This is a genomic window from Cupriavidus sp. SK-3, from assembly GCF_000611145.1.
Classification (GTDB): Bacteria; Pseudomonadota; Gammaproteobacteria; order Burkholderiales; family Burkholderiaceae; genus Cupriavidus.
In genome coordinates this window covers 1-14,752 of sequence record NZ_JFJV02000029.1, presented here as the reverse complement: position 1 = coordinate 14,752, position 14,752 = coordinate 1, and the positions used below count along the sequence as shown (strand labels likewise).

Annotated in this window: 12 protein-coding genes; 3 read left to right on the top strand and 9 right to left on the bottom strand. The window is 68.0% G+C overall.

Annotated features, from left to right (window positions below):
* Positions 1-29 precede the first annotated feature (29 nt).
* Complete coding sequence (locus tag CF70_RS02410) at positions 30-500, top strand: DUF2127 domain-containing protein (RefSeq protein WP_035859847.1); 471 nt, start codon at positions 30-32, stop codon at positions 498-500.
* Here the strand turns inward: CF70_RS02410 and CF70_RS02405 are convergent.
* Positions 492-2,552, bottom strand: a complete 2,061-nt coding sequence (locus tag CF70_RS02405; protein WP_235184858.1) for an ExeM/NucH family extracellular endonuclease — start codon at positions 2,550-2,552, stop codon at positions 492-494. The two genes, CF70_RS02410 and CF70_RS02405, sit on opposite strands and share 9 nt — an antisense overlap.
* A gap of 207 nt (positions 2,553-2,759) precedes the next feature.
* Here CF70_RS02405 and CF70_RS02400 point away from each other — a divergent pair, with 207 nt between their 5' ends.
* Together CF70_RS02400 and CF70_RS02395 are read left to right on the top strand one after the other, a co-directional pair.
* Complete coding sequence (locus CF70_RS02400; protein WP_200876680.1) at positions 2,760-3,383, top strand: HAD family hydrolase; 624 nt, start codon at positions 2,760-2,762, stop codon at positions 3,381-3,383.
* A gap of 76 nt (positions 3,384-3,459) precedes the next feature.
* Positions 3,460-4,092, top strand: a complete 633-nt coding sequence (locus CF70_RS02395; RefSeq protein WP_035859841.1) for a CDP-alcohol phosphatidyltransferase family protein — start codon at positions 3,460-3,462, stop codon at positions 4,090-4,092.
* A 51-nt stretch (positions 4,093-4,143) separates the two neighbouring features.
* On the opposite strand, the gene CF70_RS02390 is transcribed toward CF70_RS02395, so the two are convergent.
* The 8 genes from CF70_RS02390 to CF70_RS02355 all read right to left on the bottom strand — a co-directional run bounded on the left by CF70_RS02390 (position 4,144) and on the right by CF70_RS02355 (position 14,689).
* Positions 4,144-6,330, bottom strand: a complete 2,187-nt coding sequence (locus CF70_RS02390; protein ID WP_035859838.1) for a phosphocholine-specific phospholipase C — start codon at positions 6,328-6,330, stop codon at positions 4,144-4,146.
* Positions 6,331-6,479: 149 nt separating this feature from the next.
* Complete coding sequence (locus CF70_RS02385) at positions 6,480-7,931, bottom strand: aldehyde dehydrogenase family protein (RefSeq protein ID WP_035859836.1); 1,452 nt, start codon at positions 7,929-7,931, stop codon at positions 6,480-6,482.
* Between the two features lie 200 nt (positions 7,932-8,131).
* On the bottom strand, positions 8,132-9,955 hold the full coding sequence (locus CF70_RS02380; RefSeq protein WP_035859833.1) for a hybrid sensor histidine kinase/response regulator: 1,824 nt from the start codon (positions 9,953-9,955) through the stop codon (positions 8,132-8,134).
* 3 nt (positions 9,956-9,958) lie between these two features.
* Positions 9,959-10,624, bottom strand: coding sequence for a response regulator transcription factor (locus CF70_RS02375; RefSeq protein ID WP_035859965.1), 666 nt, complete (start codon positions 10,622-10,624; stop codon positions 9,959-9,961).
* Between the two features lie 412 nt (positions 10,625-11,036).
* On the bottom strand, positions 11,037-11,927 hold the full coding sequence (locus CF70_RS02370; RefSeq protein ID WP_051647989.1) for a phosphodiesterase: 891 nt from the start codon (positions 11,925-11,927) through the stop codon (positions 11,037-11,039).
* The gene (locus CF70_RS02365) at positions 11,924-12,991 is read right to left on the bottom strand and encodes an ABC transporter ATP-binding protein (protein ID WP_035859830.1); all 1,068 of its coding nucleotides are present in this window, start codon (positions 12,989-12,991) and stop codon (positions 11,924-11,926) included. Before CF70_RS02365 ends, CF70_RS02370 begins: the two co-directional genes overlap by 4 nt.
* Positions 12,984-13,862, bottom strand: a complete 879-nt coding sequence (locus tag CF70_RS02360) for an ABC transporter permease (RefSeq protein ID WP_035859828.1) — start codon at positions 13,860-13,862, stop codon at positions 12,984-12,986. The genes CF70_RS02365 and CF70_RS02360 overlap by 8 nt, the downstream gene beginning before the upstream one ends.
* Before the next feature lie 8 nt (positions 13,863-13,870).
* Positions 13,871-14,689 (bottom strand): ABC transporter permease, encoded by an 819-nt coding sequence (locus CF70_RS02355; protein ID WP_035859960.1) that lies wholly within the window; start codon positions 14,687-14,689, stop codon positions 13,871-13,873.
* Positions 14,690-14,752: the final 63 nt, after the last annotated feature.

Below are 14,752 nucleotides of genomic sequence, written 5' to 3'. Positions count from 1 at the left end.
CCACCTGACTGTTGACGAGGATACGCAAGATGGCAAAGCATGGCTCAGGCGCGGGCCTGAAGGGAATCGCGCTGTTCGAGGCCGCCAAGGGGGCGGTGGTGATTCTCGCCGGACTGGGGCTCATTGCGCTGCTGCACCGGGATGCGCAGGCGCTGGCCGAGGCGATCGTTGCCCGCCTGCACCTGAATCCGGGCAGCCGCTATCCGACCATCTTCCTGTCACTGATGTCCGATCCGACCAACGCCAGGCTTTGGGCCATCGGCGGCTCCGCCGCGACGTACTCGGCAATGCGCTTCACCGAGGCCTACGGCTTGTGGCGCCAGCGGGCCTGGGCGAAGTGGCTCGGGGTATGGTCGGGCGCGATTTATATCCCGGTTGAATTGTATGAAGCGGCGGTTCACCCCAGCGCGCTACATATCGGGCTGGCCATTGCCAATGTGCTGATCGTGGCCTACCTGGCCGGCAGCATCAGGCGCAATCCGGCGGGGACATCAGCGTAGCGAGGAACGGCCGGCAAAGCGATGCCACGCGGCCATCGCCCCAGTGCCGGCCAGGGCCAGGACCAGGACCGCCATCACCCAGGGATCCACCACACCGCCACCGCCCCCTTCGCTGGTTTCCACGCCATTGCCAGCACCGTTGTTCCCCGTGTTGGCACTTTCCGCGCTGCCACCCGCCGCAGCGCTATCGCCCGGTGCGGCGGCATCGTCGCGCATGGCCAGGTCCACCACCAGCGGGTCGTGGTCGGATGAGCGATAGGCATCGGGCGCATAGAAAGACTGTTGCTGCGCCTCGCTCTTGTGGGCCAGCGGATAGGCCAGCGCGATCGGCTCGTCGGCATTGATATGCCAGTGCCGTGCCGCGAGGATGCGGCTGGCCGCACCGGCATCGGCAAGCGCGTGATCAATGTAGCCGGCCTCGCCGCCGAAAACGTAGCTGTAGGCGCCGCCGCCCGCGCCGGCGAAGCGGGCGATCATGTCGGCATAACCCCGCTCGGCCAGCAGGCGGATCGGGTCTTCCCGCGCGTAGCTGTTGAGGTCGCCGATCACCAGCCGGCCATCGTCCGGCACGCCGGTGGGCGAGGTGGCGAGCCAGTCCGAGATCCGCGTGGCTGCCGCCACGCGCGTGGGATTCCAGCAACTCTGGCCGTCGCGCTGGTCCGCATTGGCGCCGCGGGCATCGTTGCAGCGCTTGGACTTGAAATGGTTCACCACCACCGTGATCTTGCGCGGATGGCCGGGCAGGCGGAAGGTGGCGGCCAGGGGCTGGCGGGTCCGCTGGCCCAACTCGAGCGTGGCCGGCTTGCCTGCTGGTTCCACGGCGCGGGCGTTGTAGACCAGGGCGACCTTGATGCTATCGCGGCCGAGCTTCTCCACGCCCGGATCGATAAAGCGCCAGTCGGGCCCGAGCTTGTCAGTCAGCCGGCGGATGGCGCTCAGCTCGCCATAGCCGTTGTTCTCGATCTCCATCAGGCCGATCACGTCGGCGTTCAGCCCTTGCAGCGCGCTCAGGATCTTGGCTTCCTGCCGGGCAAATTCGGCAGGGGTCCGGGCGCCGCGGTTGTCGGGGTCATCGAAGCCCGCGCCCCGGCCATCGCCGTTGAAATAGTTTTCCACGTTGAATGCCGCAACGCGCAGGTCGGCGCGGGCGGCGCGTACCGGTGCGCCCGTGCGCGGGTTGGCGGGCTGGAACACCAGTGGCGGTGCGCCCGGAACGGGCTGCACGCGCCAGCCGCCATGGCGCCGCTCCAGCACGCCCTGCACGTTGGCGACGGTATCGCCGCCGCGCAGCGTATTCGAGGCGCCGAGCCCCGGTGCGGGATGGATGACGAGCGGCGGGTTTTGGCGGCTGGAGCCGTCGTCCAGCGTCAGGCGGTTCAAGGCATTGGCGGCGGCCTGGGCGGCGGCGCCGGCGCCCGGCAGTGCCACGTTGGTGGGCAGCGGCAGGCGGCCATGGCTGAGTACCACGCTGCCATACCGGCCAAGCTCGAAGGTCTCGCTGACGGTAAGGGTCTGCGGCAGGCGCACCAGCATGCCTTCATAAGCCGCCAGCGCGCCTGTGTGCGGCACCGGCAGCGTGATCACGGCCGGGGTGACGGCCTGGTCCGATGCACAGACCGTTGCCCGGCCGGACTGCCTCAGCTGCATCTGGCCGGACCGCTCCTCGATGGTGCCGAGCACGCGGACCAGGTCGCCGGCGCGCGCCGCCGCGCGCGGCGCGTGCACGAACAGGCCTTCCGACACGCCGGGGCGGTTCTGGCGCCGGGCGTCGGCCTGCTGTACGAAGTAGCCGCTGAAGCCGCCGGTGCCCGAGTAATCCGCCGTGACCACGGCCTCCACCGCCACCCTGCGGCCGACGGACGGCGTGCCTTCGCTGGCGTCGCGGAGACTGGCGATCAGCGTGGCCGGCGCGCCGCATTGCGGCGAGATGGCGGCAGGCAGCGTTTGCGGCGATTCGGGATGGCCCACGTCGGCGTGGGCGGACAAGGCGATGCATAGCCATGCCAGGCAGGCTGGCATGGCGCGCGGAAGAAGGGGACTCGGCGGGGACATGGAATGGGCTCGGCGGATTGCGTGACATGGCGCCAGCCGCTGTCGGGGCGGGGCGCCTGCGTGACCGGGGTGCCTACGGGGCGCATGGACCGGTAACGGCAAGCTTAGGGGGAAAGCCGTGCCCGCATGTTGAGAGAAATCTCATATTGACGGCCGGCAGACTCTGCGAGAATGCTGTCTTGTATTCAACCGAGCCAACGAGATACCGTGACCGTCCGTGCCGTAGTGTTCGATTTTGGTGGCGTGCTGTTCGACTGGAGCCCGGAGTACCTCTATCGCGAGTTGATCCCGGACCCGCAAGAGCGCACCCGCTTCCTGTCGGAAGTCTGCTCGCCCGCCTGGAATGTCCGGCAGGATGCGGGCAGGCCGCTGCGAGAGGCCACCGAGTCGCTGGTGGCCGAGCATCCGGCGCAGGCCGGCCTGATCCGCGCCTTCTATGATCGCTGGCCGCAGATGCTGCGCGGGCCGCTGGCCGACGGCGTGGCGTTGCTGCGGCGCCTGCACGCCGCGCGGGTGCCGCTGTTCGGCCTGACCAACTGGTCCAGCGAGACCTATCCGCACGCCGTGCGCAGTGGCGATTTCCTGTCATTGTTCCGCGATATCCTGGTGTCCGGCGAGGTTGGCATCGCCAAGCCCGATCCGGCCATCTACCAGTTGATGGAGGCGCGCATCGGTGTGCACCTGCCGGGAATTGCGGCGCGCGAGCTGCTGTTTATCGATGACAGCGCCGCCAATGTGGCGGCGGCACGGTCCCTGGGCTGGCAGGCCGTGCATCACGTCGGCGCAGGTGAAACCGCCAGCGCGTTACGCGACGCGGGATTGCGTTTCTAGTCACGCCGCCGCCTGGTTCGTTTCTTGTTGGCGAGCCGGGAGTTTTCATGCGCCAGAGGATTCAGGAGTTCGCCCCATGGCATCCACACCAGAACGTCCCAAGCATTTCTCCATGGTCCGCGAGCTGCATCTCGCCGACCTGTTCACACTGGGCAACGCGGCCTGCGGCATGGCATCGGTGTTCTTCGCCATGTTCTACGTCGCCACGCAGTCGTCCGCCCATTTCATGGCGGCGGCAGCGCTGGCGCCGGCGGCCTTTATCTTCGACGTGCTCGACGGCCGCATCGCGCGCTGGCGGCACCAGCACTCCGCGCTGGGCCGCGAGCTGGATTCGCTCGCGGACATCATCTCGTTCGGGGTCGGCCCGGCAACGCTGGCTTTTGCCGCCGGCATGCGTGGTGGCTGGGACATGGCGGCGCTGATGTATTTCGTCTGCTGCGGCGTGAGCCGCCTGGCACGCTTCAACGTGACTGCCGAGACCTTGTCCGAGGGCGGCGACAAGGTGGCGTACTTCGAGGGCACGCCGATTCCCACCAGTGTGCTGCTGACTGGCGTGCTGGCCTTCTGCGCGTGGCAGGGCCGGGTGGGCGATGCGCTCTACGGCGGCGTGTGGGCCATCGGGCCGGCGGACCTGCATCCGCTCGCGCTGCTGTTCGTGCTGTCCGGCTCGCTGATGATCAGCAAGACCCTGCGCATCCCGAAGATCTAGGGGCTGAATGGAGTTTGGCCGGCACGAATTTGCAAGACTGGGGAAAGTTCTTCACGCAGGCGCCGATGATCCCGCCGGCTGCCATTGCTCCCCGATAGCACGGCCGCCCATGGCGGGGTCGCTCACCGAGGGCGCGCCGGTTTCCATGCGGCCGGCACAGCGCCGCGCGTAGCCGGGCAGGGCGGCCACGGTCACGGTGAAGTCGTACCAGCCGCCCGACGCGTCCACCGGCCATGCCAGGGTGCTTCTGGCGCGGGCTGCCACAGTAGTGCTGCGGGCCGCGCCGCTAACGTAGGCGTTGGCAGCCAGCATGAACGTGCAGGGCTGGTCCGCATCGTTGCGCAAGGTGATGCGCAGGCTTTGCGTGGGGATGTCGTAGACGATCTCGATCTCCGGTGCGGGCACTGCGCCCGCGGTCCCGGTGAAATGCCGGTGCCAGCCGTTGGGGCCGAGCACCCACAGGTCATAGCGGCCGCCGTCGGCGCGCGTGTCCCAGTTGCCCGCCAGGCGCTTGCCGGCTTCGACCGTATAGCGGCGCGGCAGGCGCTCCAGGTGCAGCCGGTCGTAGACATGAAACACGGCCCCGGCCCGGCCGCTATTGGTAAAGCTCAGGTGCAGCGCGGCACTGCCGGCATCTGCCTGGGCCTGCGCGTGCAGCGCATAGGGGAGCGCCCGCGAGGGGCGCGTGCCGCCGGCTTGCACGGGCAATTCGGGTAGCGCGGGGATGACCGGCGTGCGCGTGCCCTTCAGCGCCCGCGCTCGCGCCGCGCGTGGCGCGGTGGCTGGCAGCGACGCCACGGCGTCGGATTGGTCCGGCGCGGCGAAATCGAACAGCGAGGTGAGATCCCCGCAGACCGCGCGGCGCCACGGCGTGATATTGGGCTCGTGCACGCCAAAGCGGGCTTCGATGAAACGAATCACCGATGTGTGGTCGAACACCTCGGAGTTGACCCAGCCGCCCTTGCTCCACGGCGAGATGGCGATCATCGGCACGCGCATGCTGAGGCCGTACGGGCGATGCAGGTAGCGCGGCAGGTCGTCGGCCTCCACGCCGGTGATCAGTTCGTGGTATTCGCCGCGGGTGTCGGCGGTGGAGGCGCCGGCCAGCGTGGCCTGTGCCGGGTCCGCGTGCCACGCGAGGTACGACGGCACCGCCGGCGGCGGCATATGGTCGAAGAAGCCATCGTTCTCGTCGTACATCAGCAGCAGCACGGTCTTGCTCCAGACCGCCGGGTCGGCCGTCAGCGCGTCGAGCACGGCGGACACATAGGCCGCGCCCTGCGCCGGGCTGGACGGGGAGGGATGCTCGGAGCCCTGCCGCGTGGGGCAGATCCACGACACTTGCGGCAGGCGGCCTTCCAGCACGTCCTGGCGCAGCAGGTCCAGGTTGCGCGTGCCCAGTGCCTTGTCCCTGAGCGCGGCCTGCGCACCCGGCGCGCCGCGATAGGCATCCCGGTAGGTCTTGAACCCGACGGTGGCATTGAGCGCGTAGTTGTCGGCCATGTCCTGGTAGATCTGCCAGCTGACGCCGGCGGCTTCCAGCCGTTCGGGATAGGTGGTCCAGGCATAGCCGCCATCGGGCTCGCCGCCGCCGAGCTTGTTGTAGGCGTTGCCGATGGCCGGGCCGTTGCCCTTGCCCAGCGGGTCGTTGGTGCCGCTCCACAGGAAGCAGCGGTTGGTATTGGTGCCGCCGAGAAACGATGCGTGGTAGGCATCCGCCACCGTAAAGGCATTGGCCAGCGCGTACTGAAAGGGCACGTCGCCCTCCTTGAAGTAGCCCATGGCATGACGCTTCTTGAAGGTGGGCCATTGCTGAATGCAGCCTTGGCCCCAGGCGTCCTGCGTATTCGACCAGGTGTGCGGCGTGCCGGTGACGCGCATGAGTTCGAACACGTGCTCCGTATCGAGATGGAACGGCGCGAGCGTTGCGGGTGCGGCCGGGTCGCTCACGTCGCGCTGGTACCAGACCGTCTTGCCGGCGAGGCCCGGGCCGTCGGCCACCGGTATCGGGAAGCGGTCGGCAAAGCCACGCACGCCCCGCATTGCCCCGAAGTAATGGTCGAAGGCCCGGTTCTCCTGCATCAGCACCACAATGTGCCCGACGTCGCGCAGGCTGCCGGTGCGATGGTTGGCGGGAATGGCGAGCGCCTTGCGGATGGCGGGCGGCAAGAGGGAAAGCGCGCCGGCGCCGGCAACGGTGCCGGCCGCCGCACGCAGGAACTTGCGTCTGTCAGGCATGGAGGAGGGACGTAATGAACGGATCGTGTGGCGCGCAATGCCAAAAACAACACTGGCGAATCCGGCAAATCCGGCAATGCCGGCGCATCCGCGATCTTAACCCTCCTGGCGTCGGGCGGGGAGGCGCCGCCGTGCCTCCCCTCGTTCGCTTACTGCCGCAGCGACAACCAGATTGCCTTGGGCTCGGTGAAGTTGTCGATGGCGGCGTCCCCGTGTTCACGGCCCAGCCCGGAGTCGCCGGCGCCGCCCCAGGGCAGCCGTACGTCGGTGTGGCCATAGGTGTTGATCCACACGGTGCCGGCCTTGAGGTCTGCGGCTACCTGGTGCACCCGGCCGATGTCGGCGCTCCACACGCCCGCTGCCAGGCTAAACGCGGTGCCATTGGCGATGCGAACGGCGTCGGCTTCATCCTCGAAGCGGATCACGCTGGCGACCGGGCCGAAGATCTCCTCCTGCGAGACGCGCATTTCGTGCTCGACGTTGGCGAACACGGTGGGTTGCACGAAATAGCCCTTGCCGCCCACGCGCTCGCCGCCGGTCACCGCGACGGCACCCTCGCGCTTGCCGATCTCCACGTAGTCCAGCACGGTCTTCATCTGCGCGGATGAGACCAGCGGCCCCATGGTGGTCTCCGGCGCGGCCGGATCGCCCACGCGGATCGAGGCGGCGCGGGCGGCGAGCTTCTCCACCACCTCGTCGTAGACCTCGCGCTGCGCCAGGATGCGCGAGCCGGCCGAGCACACCTGGCCGGCATTGAAGAAGATGCCGGAGGCGGCCGCGCGCACGGCGGCGTCCACGTTGGCATCGGCAAAGATCAGGTTGGCGGACTTGCCGCCCAGTTCCAGCGTGACGCGCTTGAAGTTGGCGGCGGCGCCCTGCATGATGCCGCGTCCCACGCCGGGCGAGCCGGTGAAGGTCACCTTGTCGATGCCGGGATGCGCCACCAGCGCATTGCCTACCACGCTGCCCTTGCCGGTGACGATATTGAGCACGCCGGGCGGCAGGCCGGCTTCCAGCGCCAGTTCGCCGACGCGCAGCGCGCTCAGCGGCGTGATCTCGGCGGGTTTGACAATGAGGGTGCAGCCGCAGGCCAGCGCCGGCGCGATCTTCCACATGCCGATCATCAGCGGGAAGTTCCACGGCACGATGGCGGCGACCACGCCGACCGGCTCGCGCACGGTGTAGGTCAGCGCGCCGGGGCGGGTCGGTACCACCTGGCCGTTGATCTTGTCGGCCCAGCCGGCGTAGTAGCGCACGGTATCGATCACCGCCGGCATGTCCTGGCGCCGCACGGCGGCCAGCGGTTTGCCGGCATCCAGGCTCTCGAGCGCGATCAGTTCCTCCTGATGCGCTTCGAGCAGTTCGGCAAAGCGGTACAGGATGCGGCCGCGCTCGGCCGCGCGCAGGCCGTTCCAGACCTTGAGCGCGGCGCGCGCGGCGGTCACCGCGAGGTCCACGTCGGCGGCGCTGCCCTGCGCAACCAGGGCGATCGGCTGTTCCGTGGCAGGGTTGATATCGGTGGAATACTCTCCGGTGCCGGGTGGCAGGCGCTTGCCGTCGATCAGCAAGTCGTGTCTTGGCAGTTCGGGCTGCGTGCTCATGGTGGCTCCTCGCTAGGATCGGTGAAACCTGGCGGCACGTTGGCGAGAAAGCGATGCGGCTTGCTGATGGCGCCCGTGCCGACTGTCACGATGCAGTTTGGGTGGGCACTGGCTCTAAGTCCAATTAATAGGACGGATCGATTAATACGAAAATCGCATGAATGAGGCGGCGAGGGGCGCTGGCGAGCCGCAAAGGCCCCTCAGCGCCCGGCACGCGCCATGCGGTCCGCGCCATTGCCGGCGGCGGAGCGGGGGATATCCTGGCGCCAGCCCGCATCGCGCAGCAGGGCGGTCATGGCGGTATGCAACTGTTGCGCCACTACGGGCTTGTGCAGCAGTGCGGCGCCGCCGGCATGCACGCTGCGCAGGCGATCCGGGGCGGTATCGCCGGTGATGATGATGGTGGGCAGGGCGTGGCCCAGCCGCTCGCGGATCGCCATCATCGCTTCCTGGCCGGTGCGCTCGCCGCGCAGGCGGTAGTCCGCCAGCAACAGGTCGGGTCTGAAGGTGTCAAGCGCCGCCAGCGCTTCTTCCTCGGATTCCAGCGCCAGGCAAACGGCTTGCCAGCTCTCCAGCAGCGCCCTCATGGCGATGCGGATCTCCTGGTCGTCGTCGATCACCAGCACGCGCAGCCCGCGCAGACCGGGCCTTTGGTGCAAGCCGGCGGCGGGTGTCTCGGCACGGTCTTCGGTCACGGGCAGGGCGAAGCGGAACACCGAGCCGCGGCCGGGCCGCGAGTTCAGCAGGACCCGGGTAGACATGGTGCGGGCCAGTCCTTCCACGATGGCCAGGCCGAGCCCCAGGCCTTTGCGCTGGTCACGCTCCGGGTTGCCCAACTGGTGGAACTCCCTGAAGATGGCGCGATGCTGGGACGCGGGGATGCCGGCGCCGGTATCCCAGACCTCGAGCACCATGCTCTTGCCCCGGCGGCGGCATGCCACCAGCACGCCGCCCTGGCTGGTGTAGCGGATGGCGTTGGCGATCAGGTTGCGCAGGATCAGCTCGACCAGCGTCGGATCTGCAAACACGGTGGCGGTGGTATCCCGGGTGCGGTAGAACAGGCCGCGCCCGTCGGCCTGCGGCGCAAACTCGTTTTCCAGCTTGTACAGCAACGGCTGCAGGCGGAACGCGCGCGGCCGGGCGGTGATCACGCCGGCGTCCACCTTGGAAAAATCCAGCAGCGTGTTGAGCATCTCGCGCGCGGCACAGGAGGCGGCCTCGATGTGCGTAAGCAACTGGCGCTGCTTGTCGGTGAGATCGGACCGGCCCAGCGTGACCACGAACAGGCCGAGCGCGTGCAGCGGCTGGCGCAGGTCATGGCTGGCCGAGGCCAGGAATACGGATTTGGCGCGGTTGGCTTCCTCTGCCTCGCGTTGTGCGTTCTCCGCGCGGGCGGTCTGCTCGCGCAATTGCGAGATCAGTTCCACGTTGGCAAAGCGCAGCGCGATGCCGTGGCGCGCCACGCGCGCGTAGTTGCGCGCAAAGATCATGAGTACAACGAGATAGAGCGGCGTGCCGAGGAACATGGCCAGATAGGCGGCATCGCCGGTGGCGATGAAGACCGCCCAGACCGGCACGATGGCCGGCACGAAGAAGCCCACGGCGACCGGCAGGCAGGCGGAGAACACCGCCAGCGCGGCCGCGCTCATGCCGGCGATCAGCGACAGGATGCAGATCACCGTCGCGGGCGACTTCACATCCATGTATAGCCATGCCGCCAGTCCCCAGAGCGCGCCGATCAGTGTCAGCAAGGCCGTCATGGCACGGGCGTAAAGACCCGCTTTGGCTTGGCTCGTGCGCTCGGGCAGCCTGCGCCGCCCGAAGTGCCCGGCAGCGCAGGCCAGGCCCATGGCGAGGGCCCACGGGAAGGCGCCGGGACGCCCGCCGCCCAGCGCCAGCCCGAGGGCCAGGATGAAGGCCGCCAGCGCACAGCCCAGCATGGCGATGCCGAAGCTCTGGTCGATCAGCTCCATTTCCGCGGCCAGCAGGCGCGGTTCGTCGAAGCGGGGGATGAGCAAGGGCATGGCCTACCTGCCTGTCTGCACCAGGCCGCGGCGCTGCGCCTCGAGCACCGCCTCCACCCGGCTGACTACGCCGAGGTGATCGAGAATGGCCGCCACGTGAACCCGGACGGTGTTCTCGGAGAGGCCCAGATGGTGGGCAATGATCTTGTTCGAGCGGCCCTGGCTGAGTTGCTCAAGCACTTCAAGCTGGCGCGGCGTGAGCGAGCTGGACTGGTATGCGATGCCGCTGGCCGTGCCGTTTGGCGAGCCGTCCGGATTGTCGTGGCTGTCGCCGGTCGGGGCCGGAATGAAGTAGGTGTCGCCCTGCTGGCAGGCGGCGATGGCTACCTCGATCTGGACGCTGTCCGCGGATTTCGGCAAGAAGCCGGCAATCTCCTTGCGTACCTCGGCCGGGATGGTCTCCAGCCCGGAGGTGCCGGAAACGATCAGGATGCGCGCAACGGGAAAATGGCGGCGCAATACCTTGACGCCTTCGATGCCATTGAGGCCGGGCATCTGGATGTCGAGCAGGATGATATCCACGGCGGCGCCGCGATGCGCCTCCACCGCGCCCATGACGGAACCCGCCTCGATGATGCTTGCCACGCTTGGGCTGTCAGCCAGCACCAAACGCAGGCCGGTGCGGAACAGTGTGTGGTCGTCGATCAGCAGCAGGTGGGCGTTGAGCATGGTAGGAAGTTGGACGGCGGCCGGCGCGCCGGCAGCGGCCGCTGGAACCACGGTAATGCGAAAGGAGTGCCGGTTCAAAGCGATCGCCAAGGGCGAATTGGACTAGATTATGGCAGTGTTGTCCATTTCCCCACTAAAGAGGGGATACGCAATGCGGAGCCTGGCTTGTGTACCGGGGGCCGTGCCGTGCCGCGCCGCGCGCGCCCACGCGGCTTCCGGGATGTGACCGGTAGGCACGCTGGGGACGGCCTGCGCAACGCGTGTTGGCCTTCTAGTCCGGAAAGATTATTTCACTCGCGGCCGCGGGGTGTCACCATACGGACATGGGCGATTTCCGCGACTTGCCCATACCACTTTATTACCCACATCCACCCGGCTGTGGGTTTTTTTTGTCCGGCCGCCGCTCAGTCGCTCAGTCGATCAGTTTGCCGGCGGCATCGAAGAAGGGGTGGTCGGCACCGAACGCGCCGATGACCGCCGTATGGCTCACCAGCCCATGCGCGGGATGCCACCAGTGCAGCAGGTAGCCGGGAGGCTCCATGCGAAAGCGCGAAACGGCCCGCGGGTCGAGGTCCAGCGTGACCTGGTGAGCGGGCCCGGGCGCCGTCATGGCCACCGTGCCGCCGAAACGGCGTGTGATGTGCCGGTGCAAATGGCCGCACAGCACACGCTCCACCTGCGGATGCCGGCGCACCACCGCCTCCAGCAGTCCGGCGCCGGCCAGGCCCTGCTGATCCATGTGGCCGATGCCGGTGTGGAAGGGCGGATGATGGAGCATCAGCAGCGTGGGCCGGCCCGGCTCGGCCGCCAGCGTGGCTTCGAGCCACGGCAGCGCGGCGGGATCGACCCGGCCGCCAGGCTTGCCCGGTACCGTGCAGTCGAAGGCAACCAGGCGCAACGGGCCGGCTTCCACGCTGTAGTGGATGGGCGCATCGCCATCGCCGGCGGCGAACAGGTAATCGTGATCCGCGAAGACACGGCGCAAGGTAGCCCGGTGGTCATGGTTGCCCGGCAGCAGCCGCACCGGCATCGGCAGGCCTTGCAGGATGTCACGCAGGAAGCGGTATTCCGGCTCGGTGCCGAAGTCGACGAGATCCCCGGTGATGACGACCGAATCCGGCCGCTGTGGCGCGTCCAGCAACGTGTCGATGCAGCGCTGCAGGGCGCCGGCGGTGTCCACCATGCGGTAGGACAGCTTGCCGCCGGCCTTGATGTGCAGGTCGGTGATGTGGGCGAGCAGGTAGGTGCCGGCCGGATCGCCGGGATTGCCCGGATTGCCCGGAGTGCTGGTCAGGGAGTTCATGCTGCGAGCGCTTCGGAAAGCGTGATCAGGTGGCCGGTATCGAGGCGCAGGCCGACGCGGTCGCCCGCATGCCAGGCATCGCGCCGGGTGGTGTCGACGACCAGCGGCGCCGGTGCGCCAACGTCGACCAGCAAGCGCGTGTAGTTGCCCAGGAACAGCGCGGTGACGACCGAGCCGCCCAGGTGCGCCTCCTCGGCCCGGGCCAGCGCCACGTCCTCGGGGCGGAACAACAGTTCGGCGCGGGCCGGCTGCGCGGCGCCCGCTGCGTTGTCCTGGCGCGGCACCAGACCACCCGGCACACGCCAGGCACCAGCTTCCGGCACCGCCGGCAAGCGGTTCATGGTGCCGATGAAATCCGCCACGAAGGCATTGGCCGGCGCCCGGTAGATTTGCTGCGGCGTGCCGGTCTGGGCAATGCGGCCGCGGTCCATCACGATGATGCGGTCGCCAAGCGCCATCGCCTCGGCCTGGTCGTGGGTGACATAGACGGCGGTGATATGCAGGCTGCGCAGCAACTGGTTGATGTCGGCGCGCAGCGCATCGCGCAGCTTGGCATCCAGCGCGGTCAGCGGTTCGTCGAGCAGCAGCACGCGCGGCTGTACCGCGATGGCGCGGGCCAGCGCCACGCGCTGGCGCTGGCCGCCGGAGAGCTGGTCGATGCGCCGCTCGGCGAAGGGCCCGAGCTGCATCATGGACAGCATCTCGTCCACCCGGCGGCGCCGCGCGGCGGGATCGGTCCGGCGCACGCGCAGGCCATAGGCGATGTTCTCCGCCACGGTCATGTTGGGAAACAGCGCATAGCTCTGGAACACCATGCCCACGCCGCGCTGCTCGATAGGCAGGGGCGTCACATCGCTATCGCCAAACATGACCACGCCGCCGGGATCGGGGAATTCCAGCCCGGCGATGATGCGCAGCGTGGTGGTCTTGCCGCAGCCGGAAGGACCAAGCAGAACCACGGTTTCGCCGGCACCGATGTCGAGGTCCAGGGGTTGCAGCGCCAGCGTACCGTCGGCGAAGGTCTTGCCGCAGTGGCGCAGGGTGATGGGGGTCGGTTCATGCATGGCGGGCCTCGGATGGGGAAAGCGGATCGGCGCCGGAGATCGCCCCGGCGCTGTCTGCAAGCGGCTGGTGCTTGCGGGCGCGCGCGCCGAGCGCGGAGAGGCCCTGCATCAGCACCAGCAGCGGAATGATCATGAAGAAGAACACGATGGTGTAGGCCGAGCCGATCTCCAGCCGCATCGATGCATAGCTGTCGGCCAGACCCACGGGCAATGTCTGCGTGGTGGGCGTATGCAGCATCCAGGTCAGGTTGAACTCACCCACCGAGAGCGTCACCACCATCAGCGCTCCGGCCAGGATGCCCTGGCGGCAGTTGGGCAGCACCACGGTAAAGAACCGCTGCAGCCGGCTCGCGCCCAGGCTGGCGGCGGCGTCTTCCAGCGTGCGGATATCGATGGCCGACATGATGGCCAGCACCGAACGCACCATGAACGGCAGCGTGAACAGCACATGGCCAACCAGGATGAATACCCAGCTGGTGCGGAACGCCTGCCAGCCACCATAGAGCAGGATCAGGCCGAGCGCGGTAGCCAGGCCCGGCACTGCCACCGGCAGCATCAGCAGCTCTTCGATCAGGCGCGTGATGCGGCCGCGCCGCAGTGCCATGTAGTAGGCCGCCGGCACGCCCAGCACCAGCGTGCAGGCAAGGCAGGCCAGCGCGATGCCCAGGGACAGGAAGATGGTATTGCGGTAGAGCGACCATACCTCCACCAGCCAGCGCGTGGTCAGGCCGCTGGCCACGCCGATGAAGATATTGTTGGTCAGGCCGGCCAGCACCGACAGTGCCACCGGGACCACCATGAAGAGGCAAACCAGGAGCGTGAGCGCGAGTTGCAGCCAGTAAGCGTTGCCGCGGCGGGAAGTCGTAGTCATGGCAATCCTCACGCGGTGGCGGCGACGGCGTCGCCCGAGAACCAGCGCGCCAGCGCCAGCAAGGCCCAGGTGACCGTGCCGAGCAGTACCGACAGGGCAGCGGCCATGCCGAAGTTGGCGTAGTTGGTGAACTCGTTGTAGATGGTGAGCGGCAGTACATCGAGCTGCGTGGCCAGCGTGAAGGCGGTGCCGAAGGCGCCCATGCTGGTGGCGAAACAGATCGCGCCGCTGGAGATCATGGCGGGCATCAGGGCGGGAAGCATGACGTCGCGCACCACGCGCCAGCGGCCTGCGCCGAGCGAGCGCGCGGCTTCTTCCAGGGAGGCGTCGAGCTTGGCTACCGCGGCCATCACGGTCAGGATGACGCGGGGGATGGAGAAGTACAGGTAGCCGACGAACAGGCCGGTGAGGCCGTAGGCGAAGGTCCAGCGGTCGCCGGCTAGCCAGTCGCCTGCCATGGCCAGCAGGCCGTTGCGGCCGCCCAGCATGATGACCATGAAGCCGATGACTACGCCGGGGAAGGCTAGCGGGAAGGTCAGCATGGCTACCAGCAGCGCTTTGCCGGGGACGGCGTTGCGTTGGAGGAAGGTGCCGGTGATGCCGGCGATGATCAGGGTTGCCAGGGTTACGGTTGCCGAGAGCAGTACCGTTACCATCAGGCTGTGGAGGTAGCGTTGGCTTGAGATTACGGTCCAGTAGACGCTTGCGCCTTTTTCTCCGGTGATGCTGATGGCCAGGAGTTTTGCCATTGGGAGGCAGAAGAAGGCGGTGAAGATGATTAGGGCCGGGAGGGCGAAGAGGAGGAGGGGGGGGCTTTGTTTGGGCATGATTTGGGGGGGGCTCCCGGGGGTTTTGAGAATCAACTTCAACTTCAACTTCAACTTCAACTT

What these genes read in the sequence shown, in the direction of transcription:
- CF70_RS02410 (WP_035859847.1), top strand. Translation starts at nt 30, where the DNA reads ATGGCAAAGCATGGCTCAGGCGCGGGCCTGAAGGGAATCGCGCTGTTC.
- CF70_RS02405 (WP_235184858.1), bottom strand. Translation starts at nt 2,552, where the DNA reads ATGTCCCCGCCGAGTCCCCTTCTTCCGCGCGCCATGCCAGCCTGCCTG.
- CF70_RS02395 (WP_035859841.1), top strand. Translation starts at nt 3,460, where the DNA reads ATGGCATCCACACCAGAACGTCCCAAGCATTTCTCCATGGTCCGCGAG.
- CF70_RS02390 (WP_035859838.1), bottom strand. Translation starts at nt 6,330, where the DNA reads ATGCCTGACAGACGCAAGTTCCTGCGTGCGGCGGCCGGCACCGTTGCC.
- CF70_RS02385 (WP_035859836.1), bottom strand. Translation starts at nt 7,931, where the DNA reads ATGAGCACGCAGCCCGAACTGCCAAGACACGACTTGCTGATCGACGGC.
- CF70_RS02380 (WP_035859833.1), bottom strand. Translation starts at nt 9,955, where the DNA reads ATGCCCTTGCTCATCCCCCGCTTCGACGAACCGCGCCTGCTGGCCGCG.
- CF70_RS02375 (WP_035859965.1), bottom strand. Translation starts at nt 10,624, where the DNA reads ATGCTCAACGCCCACCTGCTGCTGATCGACGACCACACACTGTTCCGC.
- CF70_RS02370 (WP_051647989.1), bottom strand. Translation starts at nt 11,927, where the DNA reads ATGAACTCCCTGACCAGCACTCCGGGCAATCCGGGCAATCCCGGCGAT.
- CF70_RS02365 (WP_035859830.1), bottom strand. Translation starts at nt 12,991, where the DNA reads ATGCATGAACCGACCCCCATCACCCTGCGCCACTGCGGCAAGACCTTC.
- CF70_RS02360 (WP_035859828.1), bottom strand. Translation starts at nt 13,862, where the DNA reads ATGACTACGACTTCCCGCCGCGGCAACGCTTACTGGCTGCAACTCGCG.
- CF70_RS02355 (WP_035859960.1), bottom strand. Translation starts at nt 14,689, where the DNA reads ATGCCCAAACAAAGCCCCCCCCTCCTCCTCTTCGCCCTCCCGGCCCTA.